We start from the raw sequence: 16,903 nt of genomic DNA, 5'->3' as shown, positions 1-16,903 counted from the left end.
TTCGACTGATGATGTAGCTGAAAAAACGGGAATTTCAAGAGTGTCTATTCGGAAATATTTAAAATTTCTAACAGATATAGGTCTTCTTGGAGAAAGAATGACTTACGGCACAATAGGACGACCTGTGTATGCGTACTTATACAATGAACAAAACCGTCACTTGCTGCATCACTACCTCGTTGACTTTGAAAAATAAAGAGATTGACCTGTCAGAGACGTCCGGTGCTATTTTGTCAGTGTGAGAATATTTTACTGTAGAGTGCGGGTGAGTTAAGTGGTATGGTTGATAATAACAAAGGAATGAAAAAGAGGTGGTTTCTTGATTGAAAGCATAGAACGCTTGACTGAATTACTGTTATCAGGGAATCAAGATGAAGCTTGGAATATTGTGTGGAAAAAAAGACAGCAGGGTTTCGATACATTTTATATTTTTCAGCAATTCATTTCAGTGTCAATGGCTCAAATCGGTATGATGTGGGAAGAAGATGAAATTTCAGTGGCTGATGAACATTTAGCTACTACTACCTGTGACTATGTTTTGTCACGCTATCAATTGTGTATAAGACAAGAAGTTATTAAAAATGAAAAAAAAGGTCTGTTTTTGTGCATAGAAAATGAACAGCATTTTTTAGGTTTAAAAATGATTTCCATTCTCTTTGAAGAGCACGGATGGCAGACGAAACTTTTAGGAGCAGATTCTCCGCTTTTACATGCAACGCACGCTGTTGAACAATGGAAACCTGATTTAGTAGGAATCTCGTTCAGTTTAACTCATCATATAGAAAAAGCAAGCGAATGTATAGAAGGATTACAAAAGACAAAACATCAGCCGCTTATTTTAGTTGGAGGCCGAGTAGTTTCAAACTATAAGTTTCCTCTTGTTCAAACAAATCAAGTTCGATTTATTGCACAGTTAGAGGAGTTGAAAGAGTTTTTTCATTATCAATCAATTAGGGGGATTAAGGTTGTCGACTATTAAATATGCTCCGCTTCCTGTTTTTATTATGGATGAGGAAATGAATATTCTAGCGCAATCTGATGAAGCAGCCGCTTTATTCGGAGAGGTTCAACATTTTTTAGAAATTGTTGACGAAGATAGTCAGAACAAAGCTAGAAAACGATTAGGGCAGAAGAAAAAAATAAAAACAGAATTAGTCATGCATTCGCGCAAAGCTAAAATGTCTCTTTATACCGTGAATTGCAAATGGGAGCAAGATAAGGCACATGTAATATGTGTAGAGGAAGATTCTCAAATTAGAATTCTTTCAGAAAAAATCGAACAACATACAGCGCGTTTATCTGAAACAGACTTAGAACTGCTGCTGCAAAAAGAACGATTAGAAAAAGCAATGAACCGAGTTATAGAACTGTCGGGACCGTTTATTCATTTATCGAACAACATGGTGCTTATACCTCTGTTTGGCGATTTGTTTGAGGAAGTCATCATGAAAAATGAACATCGGCTGCTCAGACAAATAGATGAAGAAACGGTTGATCGAGTTATCATTGACTTTAATGGAATAGGTCAAATTGATGAACGAGGTGTTGCAGCCCTAGAACATTTAATATGGGAATTTCAGCTAATGGGTGTACAGATTTATTTAACAGGTGTGACACCCGATCATAGTCAATGGCTTCACCAGTATCATTTTCAAGCAAATGTAAAATCTATTAGTAACTTAGGTCAGGTCATTCATCAATTTTTTACAACGGCATGAAATGACTACAAAAAGTGAACACTTCATATAAAGACAATAAGACAGGGGATCAATACTGATAAACAGGTGATTAAAATTTGGTGAAACACGCGCGTAAAGTAGCTTTAAGAATTTCAATTATATATATCATTATTGGCGCTGTATGGATCTTGATATCTGATAATATATCTAGAACATTAGCGCAAGGTCGTTTTGAAGTATATATTTTTTTTCAACAATACAAAGGTTGGTTTTTTATTTTAGCTACGGGGATTATTTTGTATGGATTGGTATATAGGAGAGCTTATAAACTAGTGGAGTCCCAGCAAGAGCTCGTAGTAAAAGAACACGAACTTCAAACGAGCAATCAGCACTATCAATCTTTATTCAAACATAATCCCGATGGCGTTTTTGAAATAAGTAAAACGGGTGAAGTTCTTCTTGCTAATCCAGAAGGTGAAGCAATCGTTGGATACTCCAGTGAAGAATTACAAAAGATGAAACCTTCAGCTCTTATCGCAGCTGAAGAGTTTGATATGTGTAAAGAGTATTTTAAAGAAGTGCTGAATGGAAAAGGTGCTAAGTTCGAAATGAATGTGATCAATAGAAAGAGAGAAAGACGGTTGCTTAGGTGTTCTTTGCTTCCCATCATCGTTCATAAGCAGGTAGTAGGTGTATTTATGATTGCACGCGATATTACTACATACCGTCAAGATGAAGAGCTTATGATAACCTCGGAAAAAATGTCGGTTATTGGACAAATGGCAGGTGCCGTCGCACATGAAATTAGAAACCCGCTTACTTCTTTAAAAGGCTTTGTACAGGTTATGCAAGCCTCTAAGGAAACAAATGACACATATTTAGATATTATGATGTCTGAAATCGACCGCATCAACTTAATCTCCAGTGAAATGCTCATTCTTGGAAAAAAGCAGCATGTATCTTTTGAAAAGACCAATTTATGCGAGATTTTAAAACAAGTTATTACCCTAATGGAAGCGCAGGCCAATTTAAATAATGTTTCTATTTTATTGAAAGAAACAGCCAAAAGGCCTATTTATGTTTCAGCTGATGCAAATCAGTTGAAACAAGTGTTCATCAATGTGATTAAAAATGGTGTAGAAGCTATTATGGAGAAAGGCCATATTACAATAACAGTTGAAGAAAAAGATACACGAGCATTGATTCACTTTGAAGACAATGGAATCGGAATGAGTCAAGAGAGGATTGAACAAGTAGGAACGCCGTTTTATTCTACAAAAGAAGCTGGCACTGGCTTAGGGCTGGCCGTGTGTTACAAAATCATGGAGCGTCATCAAGGTACCATGCATTTTAAAAGCGGTAAAGGAAAAGGGACAACGGTTACTATTGATATGCCAATTATAGAACGAAACAGCCGCCTCTCGTAGTTCAGAGAGGCGGCTGTTTTCTTGAAAAAGAGGCAGTAAGCAGATGAGCCCTTTGCGTCTGGATCCATATAGGACATAAAACCTCCTTCTTATACAAGTTTTCGTTCATAATAAAGAGGATCATATTGTTTTCTATAGAAGCAATAGTGTATCATAGTTGAAGCTATGTTTATTGATGTAGAAAAGTTAAGGCAACAACCGATTTTTCTACTGACGGATTGACAGGGTCCCTTGGGATAAGGAAGGTTTATTTATAAATAGAAATTAAGGTCAGTATTAACGCACATCACATGGCGACTGATACATTCGTTTAATTGAAATGAAAAAAATCGTTTATAATATCGAGAAAAGCATGGAAAAGGAGATAGATATGAGTCAGTTTATAGAGACTTTACAGCCTTTTTTACAAGAGGCGTGGAAAAAAGCAGGGTTCAATGAGCCTACTGCTATTCAAACGAAAGCTATTTCAGAGATTTTAGCTAATAAAGATGTAATAGGAGAATCCCCAACGGGAACAGGAAAGACGCTGGCATATTTGTTGCCTGTCTTACATCGCATTCAGCCGGGACCATCTCATATTCAAGCAGTTATTTTAGCATCTTCCCATGAATTAGTTATGCAAATTCACGGTGAAATTCAAACTTGGTCGCAGGGAAGCGGTATTTCAAGTGCTGCGTTTATTGGCGGAGCAAATATGAAACGACAATTAGAAAAACTCAAAAAACGTCCTAATATCATTGTTGGTACCCCAGGACGTTTGAACGAGCTAATTAAAATGAAGAAATTAAAAATGCACGAAGTCAAAACAATTGTGATTGATGAGGCGGATCAATTGTTTGTACCTGAGCATTTTCAAACGGTTCAACAGATTGTAAAAATGGCGTTAAGTGATCGTCAAATCCTAGTCTTCTCAGCTACTGTATCAGAACGTACCAAATCGCTAGCGAAAGATATGATGAACCATCCTCTTGAAATAGAGGTAGGAAGAGACGAACTTCCAGCTTCGAAGGTAGAGCATGTATACATCAAAAGTGAAGCTAGAGATAAAGTGGACGTGCTTAGAAAACTAGTTCGTCAAGAACAAATGAAAGCTTTAGCCTTTTTTAAAGGGATTGATACTCTCATCGAGTTTGAAGAGAAATTAACATTTAAGCGTGTAGAAGCAGGCTCTTTACACAGTGAAACGAAAAAAGAAGATCGTGCTACGACGATTAAAGGGTTTCGAAAAGGAGATTTCCCTGTCTTATTAGCAACGGATGTCGCAGCTAGAGGATTAGATATTAAGGGATTGACGCATGTAATTCACATCGATGTTCCTCAAGATGCAGATCAATACGTACATCGCTCAGGTAGAACAGGCAGATCGGGAGCAGAAGGTACAGTCATTTCTCTTGTGACTGAACGTGAAGAACGAAATTTAAAACAAATCGCACGTGAACTTCAACTTTCATTAGTGAAAAAAGAACTTTATATGGGTGAAATCGTGGATGACGGAACAAAAGAGCAGTCCCGTACAGCTAAAAAACCTTCAAAAAAGCCATTTAACAAGAAAAAGAAACAAAAAGGTCGAATGTAAACTAGGTATTATTCCTTTTTATAACAGCAGTGTCACAACCTAAAAAGCAACGTCTACTGCTTTATTACAGCAGCCTGGCGTTGTTTATTTTCTCTATTTTACCTGTATAAATAAGTAAAAAAAGAGAAATGTAGATATTTTTTCCTAGGTATGAAAATAGTTTGAATGATGGATTTTGTTTTTTGTAACCTTATTTTAACATTACTTTAAGAGACTTCTAATAAAAGAGGAAGAAGGACGTGGGGACATTTTATGGATGCAATTGATGATCTCTTTGACGACATAGAGCGAAGAAGAAAAAGTAAAGAATATAGTCGAGATGCAGATCAATTAGAATCATATTTACATGAAGTTCAACGTATCATGGAATTTCTTGAAGAGGGTATCTATCTGTTTCAAAATTCGCACCAACAATATGCGTCAGATTGGTCAGGGCGTTCTAAGAGCTCATATGAGGATATTTATAATGATATTACGCAATCTACTTTTCATCTGTACGACGTAAGGGATGAATTGTTTCAAACTTTACGCTTAGAAATTTCACGATTAAGAGAGTTAGCATCGGCGTAATAAATAACATTATCGACTCACTCCTTTAGAAAGTGAGTCTTTCCGTATAGGCTTAAAAAATGTTTGGATGATGACTGAAGGCTTACAAGAGATAGGGGGACGGACATACATGGAGATAAAAGTAAATCCAGAGGTGCTGCAGACATTTGCAGAGCGAATTCAGCAGTCTCATTCACAGACGGCTGATGCACTTCAAAAACTAAGCTGGGAAGCTACAAATCTACATTTCTTGTCTGTTGCAGATATTGATAAAGTGCTGGACTTGCAGGAAGAGTTACAGCATATGATTCGCAAACTTGATTCGCTAACGGAAAACGCACATTTATTAGTAAAAGACACTGCAGAACAAATGAGAAAAGCAGATGGAGAGCTAGAAGGCTCTTCAGGCTGGACGGAGTTTTGGTCGAGCGTGTGGAGCGATGGGAGCACCCATTCACAAGATACGTGGAATGACATAAAGAACTTAAAAGAATGGAATACGTATGACAATATGCATAGAACGATTGAAAAACCTTTAGGTACTCTTAATGTTATGTGGAATTCGCTTTCTATGTCTTGGGAAGAAAAAGTAGTGAATGGTTCTACATGCAGTCGAACGGAATTTTTTACTTATGGCGTTATTCAAATGGGGTTGGGCATTTTAAGTCAGGAAATGAATCCTTCAAACATTATGTTTAGTGACAGCACAGAGGAAGTGAAGAGAGAATGAATGAAGTATATGATGGCGCTGGAAGTGAAATGGTACAGTTCCTTACAGGGTTGTCTCGGCAATGAAATATACATTTAACTTATTAGAAAAATCATTAATTGAAGCAATGAAAGATAATAAGAAAATTGCTCAATTTTATAAAACTTTAATGAATAGCAATTTATGGCTAGTTGTTAGTTCAGAGCATGGAGCATCAGATATATTAATTGCAGAGCACTACGTTCAGACGATGAAAAGCGCAGCGTACCGATATTTACCTGTTTTTTCGTCAAAATATCCGATTGAACAGATGCTGAAAGATGAAAAGACCGTATGCGTATCATTTAAGGATATGCTGCCTGTATTAAATGAAGAAATAGCGATATTACTTAACCCTGACACGCCTCTCTCAAAATTATTCATCCCCGAAGAAATAAGGATGTTAAAAGAAGATCAAAATTATTTTAAGCAGTAGCCAAAAAATAAAAAGCGCATGTGCTTTTTCAAAGCATGTCTGAATCTTAAATAAATAGAAGATATATAAAGAGGCAGGGCCTTAAATAGGCTGCTGCTTTTTTATTACTAGTAAATAGTTCTATAGATAATGAACAAAAATGTAATTTAATAGTCTTATAGTTTTTATTTTCCTTTAAATAGGTACCTATAGATCAGATGGAAAAGGTTTAAATGAGAACAAAATCTTGGTTATTTAGGTTTTATTTGCATTTTTTAGGGGTATTTGTAGATACATATTCTCATTTTTGGAGGCTTTTGCAAGTAACCTTTGACCTTAACACTAGAGTTTCTTACAATAATAGTAAATATATAAACCGAAGGAGAGATATGTATGTCAGGGATTATTCGCGTAACACCAGCAGAGCTTCGCGACATGGCAGGTCGTTATACTAACGAAAGCGGTCAAGTTCAAGAATTAGTAAGCCGTCTTGATACAATGAAAAATCAACTTCAAGACATGTGGGAAGGTGCTTCAAGCGAAGCGTTTGCTGCTCAATACGAAGAATTAAAGCCTTCTTTCGTTGAAATGTCTAACCTACTTACAAAGATTGCTAAGCAATTAGATGACTCTGCAAATGTTCTTGAAGATACAGATAACCAAATCGCTAGCCAAATCCGCGGTTAACTTCATCTAATAATCTAAGTGAAGTAATAAAAGGAGCGCCCTATTCTCAAAAGATGAAGGCGCTTTTTCTATGTTTTGAGGTGATGAAACCCTATGTATATAGAAGTAACAGTAGACTTAAAGCACTATACAGGTGATCGGTTCGATTTGCGACTATCAAACTATCATTCACTCAAAAAAGTAGTCGAGATCGTTTGGCAAGCTAAAAAGATTACTCAATCACCAAAGGACGGTGCGTGGATACGTGTTTCAAATAAAAATCTTATTTTCTCGGGAAATGAGACGATGATTAACTGCGGAATTACCACAGGTGATTGTATCGAAATTCTCTAAAGGAGTCTATTAGAATGTCAGAGAAGAAACCGACTTACTTAGAAGAACAGCTCGAAGCTGTAATGACACGTCATAATAATGAATATACATTTATTTTTCAAAAAGAAAAAATTCGATTTAATCGTTCTGTTGAGATTGAAATGTTAAAGGATGTAAACACGGCTTTTCAAAAAGAAATCATGATGAGCGATGATGAACTTAAAATAACAATTAAGCCTACTTCTGAATTTCAACCTTTTACAGCATTAAGAGGAAAAGAAGAACAGCAAAAATGGCTGTTTGCAGATCAGCTTATCAAACAGGTAAAGCAGCATTCTTTTTCAAGGCTGCATTTGTTGATTTGTCCAGAAAATATCATTTTTGATAAAAGTTTAAGTCCGGCTTTTTTACATTATGGAGTCAAAGAAAGTTTACCTCCTTATGAGTCTAACGAGGAACAAAGCTTTCAAGAGTTAAAGGCTACGATAGCAGCGGCCGTTGACTCATCGCATACATTTGAACAGTATTTTAAGTTATATGAGACCTTGCAATTAAAAGAAGACGCTAAAAAAATAATGCATATCAGCAATGAGGAAGAGTTGAGTCAATTTGTTAAGCATAAGCTAACCCAAATTGAAAAGCATCAAAAGACACTCGTTCAACTTCCTCAAAAACGCTGGACTATTTTTAAGTTTTCATCTGTGGGTATACTTGTCTTATTAATTCCAGCTCTTATTTATACTTTTTACTCTTACTTTTTTGCTCAGCCGAAACAAGAAGCATTTGTAGAAAGCAACGAATACTTTCTTGAAAAAAACTACAGCAAAGTAGTCGACACACTTGAAGATTATGACATTGAAAGCATGCCTAAAATTGTGCAATACGAAATAGCAACTTCCTATCTTGTTAATGAAAAGTTAGGGGAGGAGCAAAAAGCAAATGCTTTAAAGACTATTACGCTTCAGTCAGATCCTCAGTATTTTGCCTATTGGTTTTACATTGGCCGAGGAGACAACAAAAAAGCGCTAGAAGTCAGCAGGTTGTTAGAAGAACGTTCATTAATTATCTATGCACTAATGAAATACGAAGGTCAGCTAAAGACAGACAACGATTTAGCGGCTGATAAAAAGCAAGAGGAGCTTGATAAAGTAGCGAACGAACTTGAAGAATTTAAGAAAGAAAATGATCAGCAAGAAGCGGAAGCAGCCAAGCAGCAAGAAGAGAAACAAGCTGAGGAGGCACAGGCGGCCAAGCAGCAGGAAGAAGATCAGAAAGTTGCAGAAGCCGAGAAAAAGAAACAAGAAGAGCAGAAAAAACAGCAGGAAGACCAATCGAAGTAGGGAGGTAGTTGTATGAATATGCTTTGGGTAGTTAGTGGGCAAACGTATCAGCAGCTGCCTGTAGATTTTAAAACCTTTCGCCAAGCAACGGTTGGAAACACTCAGCATCAAACTTTTACGTTTTCCTATCCGTTTGAGAAAGGGCAAATGACGCTGTCATCTGAAAAGAACGGCCGGCTCTTAATTTCCTACGGAGAAGAAAGGATAGCAGAGCTATCTGTTTCTGAGTCGTTTGTATGGCGAGAACAAGGACATGCTTTAACCTTTGTCCTTACAGAGACGGCTGTTAAAGAAGCTGTCTATTATATTGATTACGGATCAGAAGTTTCGTTTTCCACAAGTGATGAAGCAGCTGATGTGTATCAGCAGAAACAAAAGTGTGTAGTAGAGCCAAAAGAAGGATTTTACTTATCAAAGATAAACGGAAAGTGGAAGGTCTTTTATAACCAAGAACCGCTTTATCTTAACGGACACCGACTAGAAGAGAATACGAACCTTCAGCCCGGAGATCTTATTTTATGGTCTTCTATGACGATTCAATTGATCGAAAAAGATTTGCTGAAGATTCAAAGCTACTACGATTATGCATCTAAGCTTCCAGCTACGGCACAGCCTATTTCTGAAATGAAAAAGAAGTACCCGGTTTATAGACGGACACCGCGCATGATATATGATTTGCCTAATGATAAGGTAAGCTTGTCCTTTCCGTCTCAGGACAATGATGAAAATAACCGAAGCTTATGGCTTACTATTTTACCGCCATTAGTCATGCTTTTAGTCATGGGTACGGTCTCGATTATTCAGCCTAGGGGAATTTTTATTATTATATCTGTCATGATGTTTACGACTACGCTGATTGTATCTACCGTTCAATACTTCAAAGATAAAAAACAGCGCAAGAAGCGGCAGGAGCGTCGTCGTCGAATTTATACAAAGTATTTAGAAAACAAGCGCGAGGAATTACAAGAACTAGTATCAGTTCAACGAGATGTATTATCTTATCATTTTCCGACGTTTGAACGAATGAAATATTTAACAGAACAGATTTCTGATCGAATTTGGGAACGAACTGTAGAAAGCAGTGATTTTTTACAGGTGCGCCTTGGAACAGGAACAGTTCCGGGAAGCTACCAAATTTCTTTGAATAGCGGAGATATGGCTAATCGAGAAATTGATGATTTGCTTGAGCAGTCTCAGCACATGGAAAAGGTCTATCGAGAAGTGAAAAATGCCCCTGTTACCGCTCATTTAGGTTTAGGCTCTATCGGTCTGGTAGGAAAGATGAAAACGGTGAAGAATGAACTGCATCAGCTTGTAGGACAGCTGGCATTTTCCCACAGTTATCATGACCTAAGATTCGTATTCATTTTTGATGAAGAAGAATATAAAGAGTGGGAATGGATGAAATGGCTTCCTCATTTTCAGCTTCCGCATTCTTTTGCGAAAGGTTTCATCTATAATGAACAAACGAGAGATCAGCTTTTATCTTCTATTTATGAAATGCTGAGAGAACGCGATTTAGATGAAGCAAAAGGAGAAGGGGTTTTCTTGCCTCACTTTGTTTTTATTATTACGAATCAGCAGTTAATTGCAGATCACGTTATCTTAGAGTATTTAGAAGGATATCACCCTCACCTTGGGTTCTCTGCGATATTTGCGGCAGAGACAAAGGAAAGCTTAACGGAGCATGTTCATACACTCGTCCGTTATATTAACGAATCCGAGGGGGATATATTAATTCAAAAGCAAAAAGCTGTGAATATTCCATTTCAGCTTGATAAACACACGCTTGATTATAATGAAAGATTTGCAAGGATGCTGCGAACATTGGATCACCAAGTCGGCATGACCAACTCAATTCCAAATAGCGTTTCATTCTTAGAATTATTTAAAGCAAGAGAAATTGGTGAGTTGGATATCGTGCAAAGGTGGCAAAGCAATGAATCAGCTAAGTCGCTAGCAGTTCCCATTGGTTTAAAAGGAAAAGAAGATATTGTTGAACTAAATCTTCATGAAAAAGCTCACGGCCCTCATGGATTACTTGCAGGTACGACGGGGTCAGGAAAAAGTGAATTCTTACAAACGTACATTCTTTCTCTAGCGGTGAATTTCCACCCCCATGAAGTTGCGTTTTTATTGATTGACTATAAGGGCGGAGGAATGGCTCAGCCGTTTAAAAACATGCCTCATCTGCTTGGAACCATTACAAACATTGAAGGAAGTAAGAATTTTAGTACAAGAGCCCTAGCTTCTATTAAAAGTGAATTAAAACGGCGCCAGCGCTTGTTTGATAGATATGAAGTCAATCACATTAATGATTATACAGATTTATATAAGCAAGGTATGGCAGAAGAACCTCTGCCTCATTTATTCTTAATCTCGGATGAATTTGCCGAGTTAAAAAGTGAAGAACCAGAGTTCATTCGGGAATTAGTCAGCGCGGCGCGCATTGGACGTAGTCTGGGCGTTCATTTAATTTTAGCGACGCAAAAGCCAGGCGGTGTTATTGACGATCAAATTTGGAGTAACGCGCGCTTTAAAGTAGCTTTAAAAGTCCAAGATGCCGCTGACAGTAAAGAAATTTTAAAAAATGCGGACGCTGCTTCTATTACGGTGACGGGTCGAGGCTATCTGCAGGTTGGAAATAATGAAGTGTATGAACTGTTTCAGTCAGCTTGGAGCGGCGCGCCGTACATGGAAGATACGTATGGGGCTGAAGATGAAGTCGCCATTGTCACAGATCTCGGGTTGATTCCTTTATCTGATGTATCTACTCAGCAGACGTCATCTAAACAAGCGGAAGCAGAAATTGATGTTGTGGTGCAAAAAATTGAAAAAACGCAGCAGGAACTAGCTATCAAAAAATTAAATAGTCCATGGCTGCCGCCTCTTAAAGAAAGATTGCTTCGCAGTGAGTACAAAGAGAAGCGAGACGGCGTATTCCCAATTGGCTTGATTGATGAACCGGAAAAGCAAAGCCAAACGGTATATAACTATCAGCTGATGGACGATGGAAACATTGGTATATTTGGTTCGTCAGGATACGGTAAATCGTTTACAGTCATGATGTTGCTTCTTAGTCTAGCTGAAAGACAGAGCCCGGAGCAGCTTCATTATTACATTTTTGACTTTGGAAACGGCACGCTGCTGCCGCTTCGTCAGCTGCCTCATACGGCGGATTATTTCTTAATGGATCAAATGCGTAAAATTGAAAAATTCATGACGATTATCAAACAAGAAATCGCAAGGCGAAAGCAGTTATTTCAACAGCGGGAAGTTAGCAATATCAAAATGTATAATGCTCTAAGTTCAGAAGAGCTTCCTCTAATTTTTATCACGATTGATAATTTTGATCTTGTCAAAGAAGAAATGCAAGATCTAGAAATGCAGTTCACACAGCTCGTGCGTGACGGTCAGTCTTTAGGAATTTATATGATCTTTACCGCGACGCGCGTGAATTCTATTCGTCAGTCGCTTATGAATAACTTGAAAACAAAAGTTGTTCATTATTTAATGGATCATTCAGAAGCGTATTCTATTTTAGGACGTACGCCGTATGCGCTAGAGTCTATTCCAGGCCGGGCTATTATCAAAACGGATCAACCTTATTTTGCGCAGCTGTTTTTACCTGCGGAAGGAAAAGATGATTTTGAAATCTTTGATGCAGTTAAGCTGCACATTCAACGATTAAAGAATCAATATGCTGATGCTACTGTTCCGGAGCCTGTACCAATGCTGTCATCGAAACTTGTACTTGCCGAGTTTATGACGGACAGAAGGGTTATTCGGGAAAAAGGAGTCATTCCTCTTGGATTAGATGAAGAGTTTGTTCGACCGGTGCATATGAACTTTACGAAAAATAAGCATTGCATCGTCATGGGGCAGACGCAAAAAGGAAAGACAAATGTAGTGAAGGTCATACTGCAAACAGCGCTTGAACAAGGCGTGAAGCAAATCGGACTATTTGATTCGGTTGACCGCGGTTTATCAAGCTATGCAGCTGAAGAGCAAGTTGTTTACATGGAAACAAAAGAACAGATTATCGACTGGCTTGATTTAACTGAAGAACGATTGCAGCGACGTGAAAATAAGTATTTGGAAGCAGTGCAGGAAGGAACGGTACACAGTCTTTCATTTGCCACGATCATGCTTGTAGTAGACGGATTTGTACGATTCCAGCAAAACTTAGACAGCGTCCTGCAGGATCGTATTACAAAATTGATGAAAAATTATAGTCACCTGGGCTTTAACTTGATTGTTGCAGGGAACAACAATGAGTTTTCAAAAGGATTTGACGCGTTAACAACAGAAGTGAAGCAAATTAGCCAAGCCGTGTTGCTGATGAAGAAAACAGAGCAAAGCTTATTTACACTTCCTTATGACCGAAAAGAAGCCGATGTTAACCCTGGCTTCGGTTATTATATTAAAAGTGGAAAAGAAACAAGAATTCAAATCCCGCTATGTGTAAGTGAAAGGAAGATCTTAACATGACCGAACAGCGTAAGTATACACTTAAAGTCATATTAGCTGTTGTTTTAATTTTGGCTCTTCCTTCTTTCTTTTTCCAGTATATTGGAGACAACCCGCTGCAAGTCACAGAAAACTCAACAAGAACGATTGCGGTTGTTAACGAAGATAATGGAGTAAAAGAAAATAGTGAAAAAGCGATAGAATTTGGAGAAAAAGTGACTCCTCTTTTACAGGAGGGGTCGGATTATCAATGGACCGTGCTTGGACGAAGCGCAGCTACAAGCGGTTTACAGAATGGGAAATATGATGCGGTTATCTATATTCCCTCGACCTTCTCACAAAATATTTTATCGTATCAGGAAAAAAAGCCAGAAAAAGCTACTTTGGAATACAAAGTTCAAAGTCAGCTTAACGCAGTTAATAAGGAAAAAGTAGTAGGGGAATTAGAAGATGCTACTACAAAGGTTAATAATGAAATGTCCTCTTTGTACTGGAGTTATGTATCACAGGAAGTAGATAAGGTACGCGGCCAGTTCGATAAAATTCTAAATAAAGAAATCGCCTTTCAAAAAACAATGGTCGCTTTTTATAAACCGAATTCAAAAGATTTAGCAGGTGAATTAAATGATCAAAAGAAAATTCTTCAGCAAATCCAAGATAATGTAAATAAAGCAGAAAAAGGTTCAAGCGACAGACAAGGCGACGTAGAACAGGTTGAAAAGAATTTAAACAGCTTCATTGAATATGTAAATCAATATCAAACATATCAAGAAACACAGAAACAAATGCTTGAAAAAACGCAGGCTCAAAGCGTCGCTGCGATTCAAGAAGAGTTGTCTTCCCTTGAATCTAATCAGCCAAGCTCTAAGCAAAATTTTAATGAGCAGGCCAATCAAGTGTTTAGTGGCTTATCTTCCATTCAACAGCAGTTGGATCAAAATCAAAAAGCCGTCGGAGAACTTGGAGAACAACAAGCGGATAACGTCAGTGAACAAGAAAAAGCTCTGCAAGATTTGAACGGCCAAATAGTCAGTTCATATAAACAGCAGTCTGAGCAAACAACCCTAAATCAAATTGAAAGTAAGCTAAAGCCGCTTCGTGCGCAGCTAGAGACAGCTTCATCAAATGAGGGTGGCGGAGGCTCAACGGATCCAGGAGAAGATGGCGAAGCTCAGCCAGATCCAAATCAAGGCGGAGAGACGCCAACGGACCCTGGGGAAGATAACGGAACTCAGCCAGATCCGAATCAAGGTGGAGAGACTCCGACGGATCCTGGAGAAGATGATGGAACTCAGCCAGATTCCGGTCAAGGCGAAGGAACGTCAGAACCAATTAAAGTGGATTTATCTCAGCAAACAGCAAAGCTTGATGATATATCAAAAGGACTTGAAGACTTAGAACAGCAGCTCCAAGGAATGGTGAACGAAACACCTGAAGCGCCTGAAGCACCTGAAGCACCTGAGACATCTGAGGGAACGGAAACGCCTGAAACATCGGACACAGCGGATGCATCAGGTACATCCAATGCTGTGAAAAGTGCGCTTGAAAAAGTGGCTAATCTGAAAACACAGGTACAAGCAGTCAAAGATGAGCTGCAAAATGTAACCGTTCAGCCGGAAGCTTCAGGAGAAAATACGGATGCGCTGAAGCAGAAAATTGCCAGTTTGGAAGCAGACGTTAAGTCTTTGACAGCACAGAAAAACAAAGCAGAGAAAGACTTAGAAGAAGCAACCAAGTCGTCGAGCGGTCAAATTGCTAAGCTTCAAGAAGAAAATGAACGATTAAAAAAAGAGAATGAAAAGTTGAAAGAAGACGGCAAAAAGCCTTCTAAAGGTAGTGTGGATGTAGACAATCTCATTACGATGATTAAAAACAAAGAAGATAAAATTTTATCTTCTCCAAACCTTTCAGCTTCTCGCAAGGAAAAGTTGAGCAATACATTCTCAGGTAAGATTCAAAGCAGCAGTGCAGAAGATCTGCTAAAGTATTACGGTGATTTATCGCAGTATGATTTGACTTTAGCTCAAATAGGAAATACAGACATACAGAACAGCGTCCTTAACAATGACTCTATTAAAGGAAGTTTGCAGCAGGCGTTAGCTGGCACCGTCTCTTCTCAAGATGCACGTAAGCAAATCCAACAAAACCTGTCTCTAACAAAAGAAGAGTTAGCACAGTTCCAAAGTTCAGTGCAAGATTTTGCTGATCAATATGGACAAACAGTTGATGCTGAACAAGCATCTATTATGGAAGAGCTATCAGCTATTCAAGAAAAAGCAAATGCAATGAATCAAGAGCTTCAATCTAGCGCAGGTGAAGATCAAGCATTAGAAAAGAAAGAAGCTCCGGACGTAACGGGCTTAATGACGCTGCAGCAAAGCATGGGTCAAGAGTTGAAGGGAATGAACGAACTCATTTCATCTTTAGGTGAAAGACAAGCTAATGTTGTCACATACACAGATGAATTGCAGAAGCGTGTAAATGAAGTCCAGGATAAAGCTGACACGCTTAACAGCAAGTGGGCCCAAAACGTGGATTCAACGAAGTTGGTTCGCGGCCAGGTATACCGTTTGTTAAATAATACATTAGTAGATGGACAGAATAATGATTACGTTTATCATTATTTAGCGAATCCTCTTCAAGTAAGCGGTGAAGTGCCGGCTGAAAAAGTAAAAGAGGTTCCACCAGTTGTCATTTTGGTTATTATCTTAATCAGCAGCTTACTAATTGGCTATTTCAGTCAATACTACCGACATGCACCTATGCTTGTGAAAGGTACGCTGTTTGGGTTATTGAATTTGATTGTAGGGTTAATGGTAAGTATCTTTAGCCTTAATATTTATTCGTTATCGGGAGACCGGGCAATGGAATGGTCAATCTTTACAATCGTCTTATTGCTTGCTTCATCTACACTCGTACGTATTGCTTTCTTATTAGGAAGCTTCGCTGGATGGGTGACGACAGTAGGGTTGATTTTATTTTATATTACCCCGCTTCTTAACTTATCTATGCCAAACTTTAATTACGAAGATCCAGTATCTAAAGTATATATGTCAATTCAATATGATACGCAGTCTCTGTTTGGACAGGCGCTTATTGTATTACTGGGAATGACTGCCGTTTTAAGTGTTCTGCCATCTATTATTCGTGCTTTAAAGACGACTAAAGAGGTTGAAAATGATGAAACCTATAGTGCTTAATAAGAAGATTGGAAGTATTGTTCTTATTTTTTCACTTCTTTGTTTCCCTATAGCAGCAGCGGCTGAAGCTGATGACGGAAACGTTGAAGAGATTAAACCAAATGTATATAAGGATGATCCGATTAATTTGGACCCCGAATCTTTGCTAGAAAATAAAAAAGAAGTAGGAAATATTCCGGAGGAAATAAAGGATCTTACATTTGAAAAAGAGGAAGATGCAGAGAAAGAGAGCTTAAAAGAAAGTCTTTTTGCGAACGCATCAGCTGAAGATAATACGATTTCTGCGAAAGCAAAAGAATATAACTTGTTTTCTTCTAAAAACACTTCCTACAAGAAAGAGCGAACAGAACAAACTGTTTCTGAAAAGTCATCAGACCTACAATGGTTTTATTTATTATTGATTGGTGTGGGGGTTGTTATATTATTTGCGGTTTTAATACCGCGCATTAGCCCTCAGCCTTCTGTAAAAAAATGAAAAAACCTCGCTGTTAATCAACAGC

Annotated in this window: 14 protein-coding genes; 13 read left to right on the top strand and 1 reads right to left on the bottom strand. The window is 38.1% G+C overall.

What is annotated here, in order from left to right; all coding sequences use genetic code 11:
• Window positions 1-44: 44 nt before the first annotated feature.
• On the bottom strand, window positions 45-140 hold the full coding sequence (locus tag AC4NPH_RS24650; protein ID WP_349816864.1) for a hypothetical protein: 96 nt from the start codon (window positions 138-140) through the stop codon (window positions 45-47).
• Window positions 141-319: 179 nt separating this feature from the next.
• Here AC4NPH_RS24650 and AC4NPH_RS24645 point away from each other — a divergent pair, with 179 nt between their 5' ends.
• From AC4NPH_RS24645 to essA, 13 genes are all read left to right on the top strand, one after another.
• Entirely contained in the window at window positions 320-979 is a 660-nt protein-coding gene (locus tag AC4NPH_RS24645) for a cobalamin B12-binding domain-containing protein (protein ID WP_098197382.1), read from the top strand.
• The gene (locus AC4NPH_RS24640) at window positions 966-1,718 is read left to right on the top strand and encodes an STAS domain-containing protein (protein WP_013055099.1); all 753 of its coding nucleotides are present in this window, start codon (window positions 966-968) and stop codon (window positions 1,716-1,718) included. Before AC4NPH_RS24645 ends, AC4NPH_RS24640 begins: the two co-directional genes overlap by 14 nt.
• Window positions 1,719-1,798: 80 nt before the next feature.
• A complete protein-coding gene (locus tag AC4NPH_RS24635) occupies window positions 1,799-3,106 on the top strand; it encodes an ATP-binding protein (RefSeq protein WP_234015017.1) in 1,308 nt (435 codons plus the stop codon).
• Window positions 3,107-3,476: 370 nt separating this feature from the next.
• Entirely contained in the window at window positions 3,477-4,682 is a 1,206-nt protein-coding gene (locus AC4NPH_RS24630; protein WP_013055101.1) for a DEAD/DEAH box helicase, read from the top strand.
• A gap of 252 nt (window positions 4,683-4,934) precedes the next feature.
• Window positions 4,935-5,252, top strand: a complete 318-nt coding sequence (locus AC4NPH_RS24625; protein WP_013055102.1) for a hypothetical protein — start codon at window positions 4,935-4,937, stop codon at window positions 5,250-5,252.
• Window positions 5,253-5,361: 109 nt separating this feature from the next.
• Complete coding sequence (locus tag AC4NPH_RS24620) at window positions 5,362-5,961, top strand: WXG100 family type VII secretion target (protein WP_013055103.1); 600 nt, start codon at window positions 5,362-5,364, stop codon at window positions 5,959-5,961.
• Window positions 5,962-6,022: 61 nt separating this feature from the next.
• Window positions 6,023-6,415, top strand: a complete 393-nt coding sequence (locus AC4NPH_RS24615) for an SseB family protein (RefSeq protein ID WP_013055104.1) — start codon at window positions 6,023-6,025, stop codon at window positions 6,413-6,415.
• Between the two features lie 372 nt (window positions 6,416-6,787).
• The gene (locus AC4NPH_RS24610; RefSeq protein WP_013055105.1) at window positions 6,788-7,081 is read left to right on the top strand and encodes a WXG100 family type VII secretion target; all 294 of its coding nucleotides are present in this window, start codon (window positions 6,788-6,790) and stop codon (window positions 7,079-7,081) included.
• 93 nt (window positions 7,082-7,174) lie between these two features.
• Window positions 7,175-7,414: an ESX secretion system protein YukD gene (yukD, locus tag AC4NPH_RS24605; RefSeq protein ID WP_013055106.1), complete on the top strand. Its 240-nt coding sequence runs from the start codon at window positions 7,175-7,177 to the stop codon at window positions 7,412-7,414.
• Between the two features lie 14 nt (window positions 7,415-7,428).
• A complete protein-coding gene (gene essB, locus AC4NPH_RS24600; RefSeq protein WP_098197381.1) occupies window positions 7,429-8,733 on the top strand; it encodes a type VII secretion protein EssB in 1,305 nt (434 codons plus the stop codon).
• Between the two features lie 12 nt (window positions 8,734-8,745).
• A complete protein-coding gene (gene essC, locus AC4NPH_RS24595; RefSeq protein WP_098197380.1) occupies window positions 8,746-13,224 on the top strand; it encodes a type VII secretion protein EssC in 4,479 nt (1,492 codons plus the stop codon).
• Window positions 13,221-16,403, top strand: a complete 3,183-nt coding sequence (gene esaA / locus AC4NPH_RS24590; protein WP_061859865.1) for a type VII secretion protein EsaA — start codon at window positions 13,221-13,223, stop codon at window positions 16,401-16,403. Before essC ends, esaA begins: the two co-directional genes overlap by 4 nt.
• Window positions 16,381-16,878 (top strand): type VII secretion protein EssA, encoded by a 498-nt coding sequence (gene essA / locus AC4NPH_RS24585; RefSeq protein ID WP_013055110.1) that lies wholly within the window; start codon window positions 16,381-16,383, stop codon window positions 16,876-16,878. Before esaA ends, essA begins: the two co-directional genes overlap by 23 nt.
• Window positions 16,879-16,903 lie beyond the last annotated feature (25 nt).

The sequence above is a fragment of the Priestia sp. MDV22-iso46 genome, from assembly GCF_058629175.1.
Note: the sequence above shows the minus strand (reverse complement) of the source record. Positions and strands in the feature narration are given on the sequence as shown.

Excerpts from the sequence above, each read along its gene's own strand:
- AC4NPH_RS24630 (WP_013055101.1), top strand. The coding sequence starts at position 3,477 with ATGAGTCAGTTTATAGAGACTTTACAGCCTTTTTTACAAGAGGCGTGG.
- AC4NPH_RS24625 (WP_013055102.1), top strand. The coding sequence starts at position 4,935 with ATGGATGCAATTGATGATCTCTTTGACGACATAGAGCGAAGAAGAAAA.
- AC4NPH_RS24620 (WP_013055103.1), top strand. The coding sequence starts at position 5,362 with ATGGAGATAAAAGTAAATCCAGAGGTGCTGCAGACATTTGCAGAGCGA.
- AC4NPH_RS24615 (WP_013055104.1), top strand. The coding sequence starts at position 6,023 with ATGAAATATACATTTAACTTATTAGAAAAATCATTAATTGAAGCAATG.
- AC4NPH_RS24610 (WP_013055105.1), top strand. The coding sequence starts at position 6,788 with ATGTCAGGGATTATTCGCGTAACACCAGCAGAGCTTCGCGACATGGCA.
- yukD (WP_013055106.1), top strand. The coding sequence starts at position 7,175 with ATGTATATAGAAGTAACAGTAGACTTAAAGCACTATACAGGTGATCGG.
- essB (WP_098197381.1), top strand. The coding sequence starts at position 7,429 with ATGTCAGAGAAGAAACCGACTTACTTAGAAGAACAGCTCGAAGCTGTA.
- essC (WP_098197380.1), top strand. The coding sequence starts at position 8,746 with ATGAATATGCTTTGGGTAGTTAGTGGGCAAACGTATCAGCAGCTGCCT.
- esaA (WP_061859865.1), top strand. The coding sequence starts at position 13,221 with ATGACCGAACAGCGTAAGTATACACTTAAAGTCATATTAGCTGTTGTT.
- essA (WP_013055110.1), top strand. The coding sequence starts at position 16,381 with ATGATGAAACCTATAGTGCTTAATAAGAAGATTGGAAGTATTGTTCTT.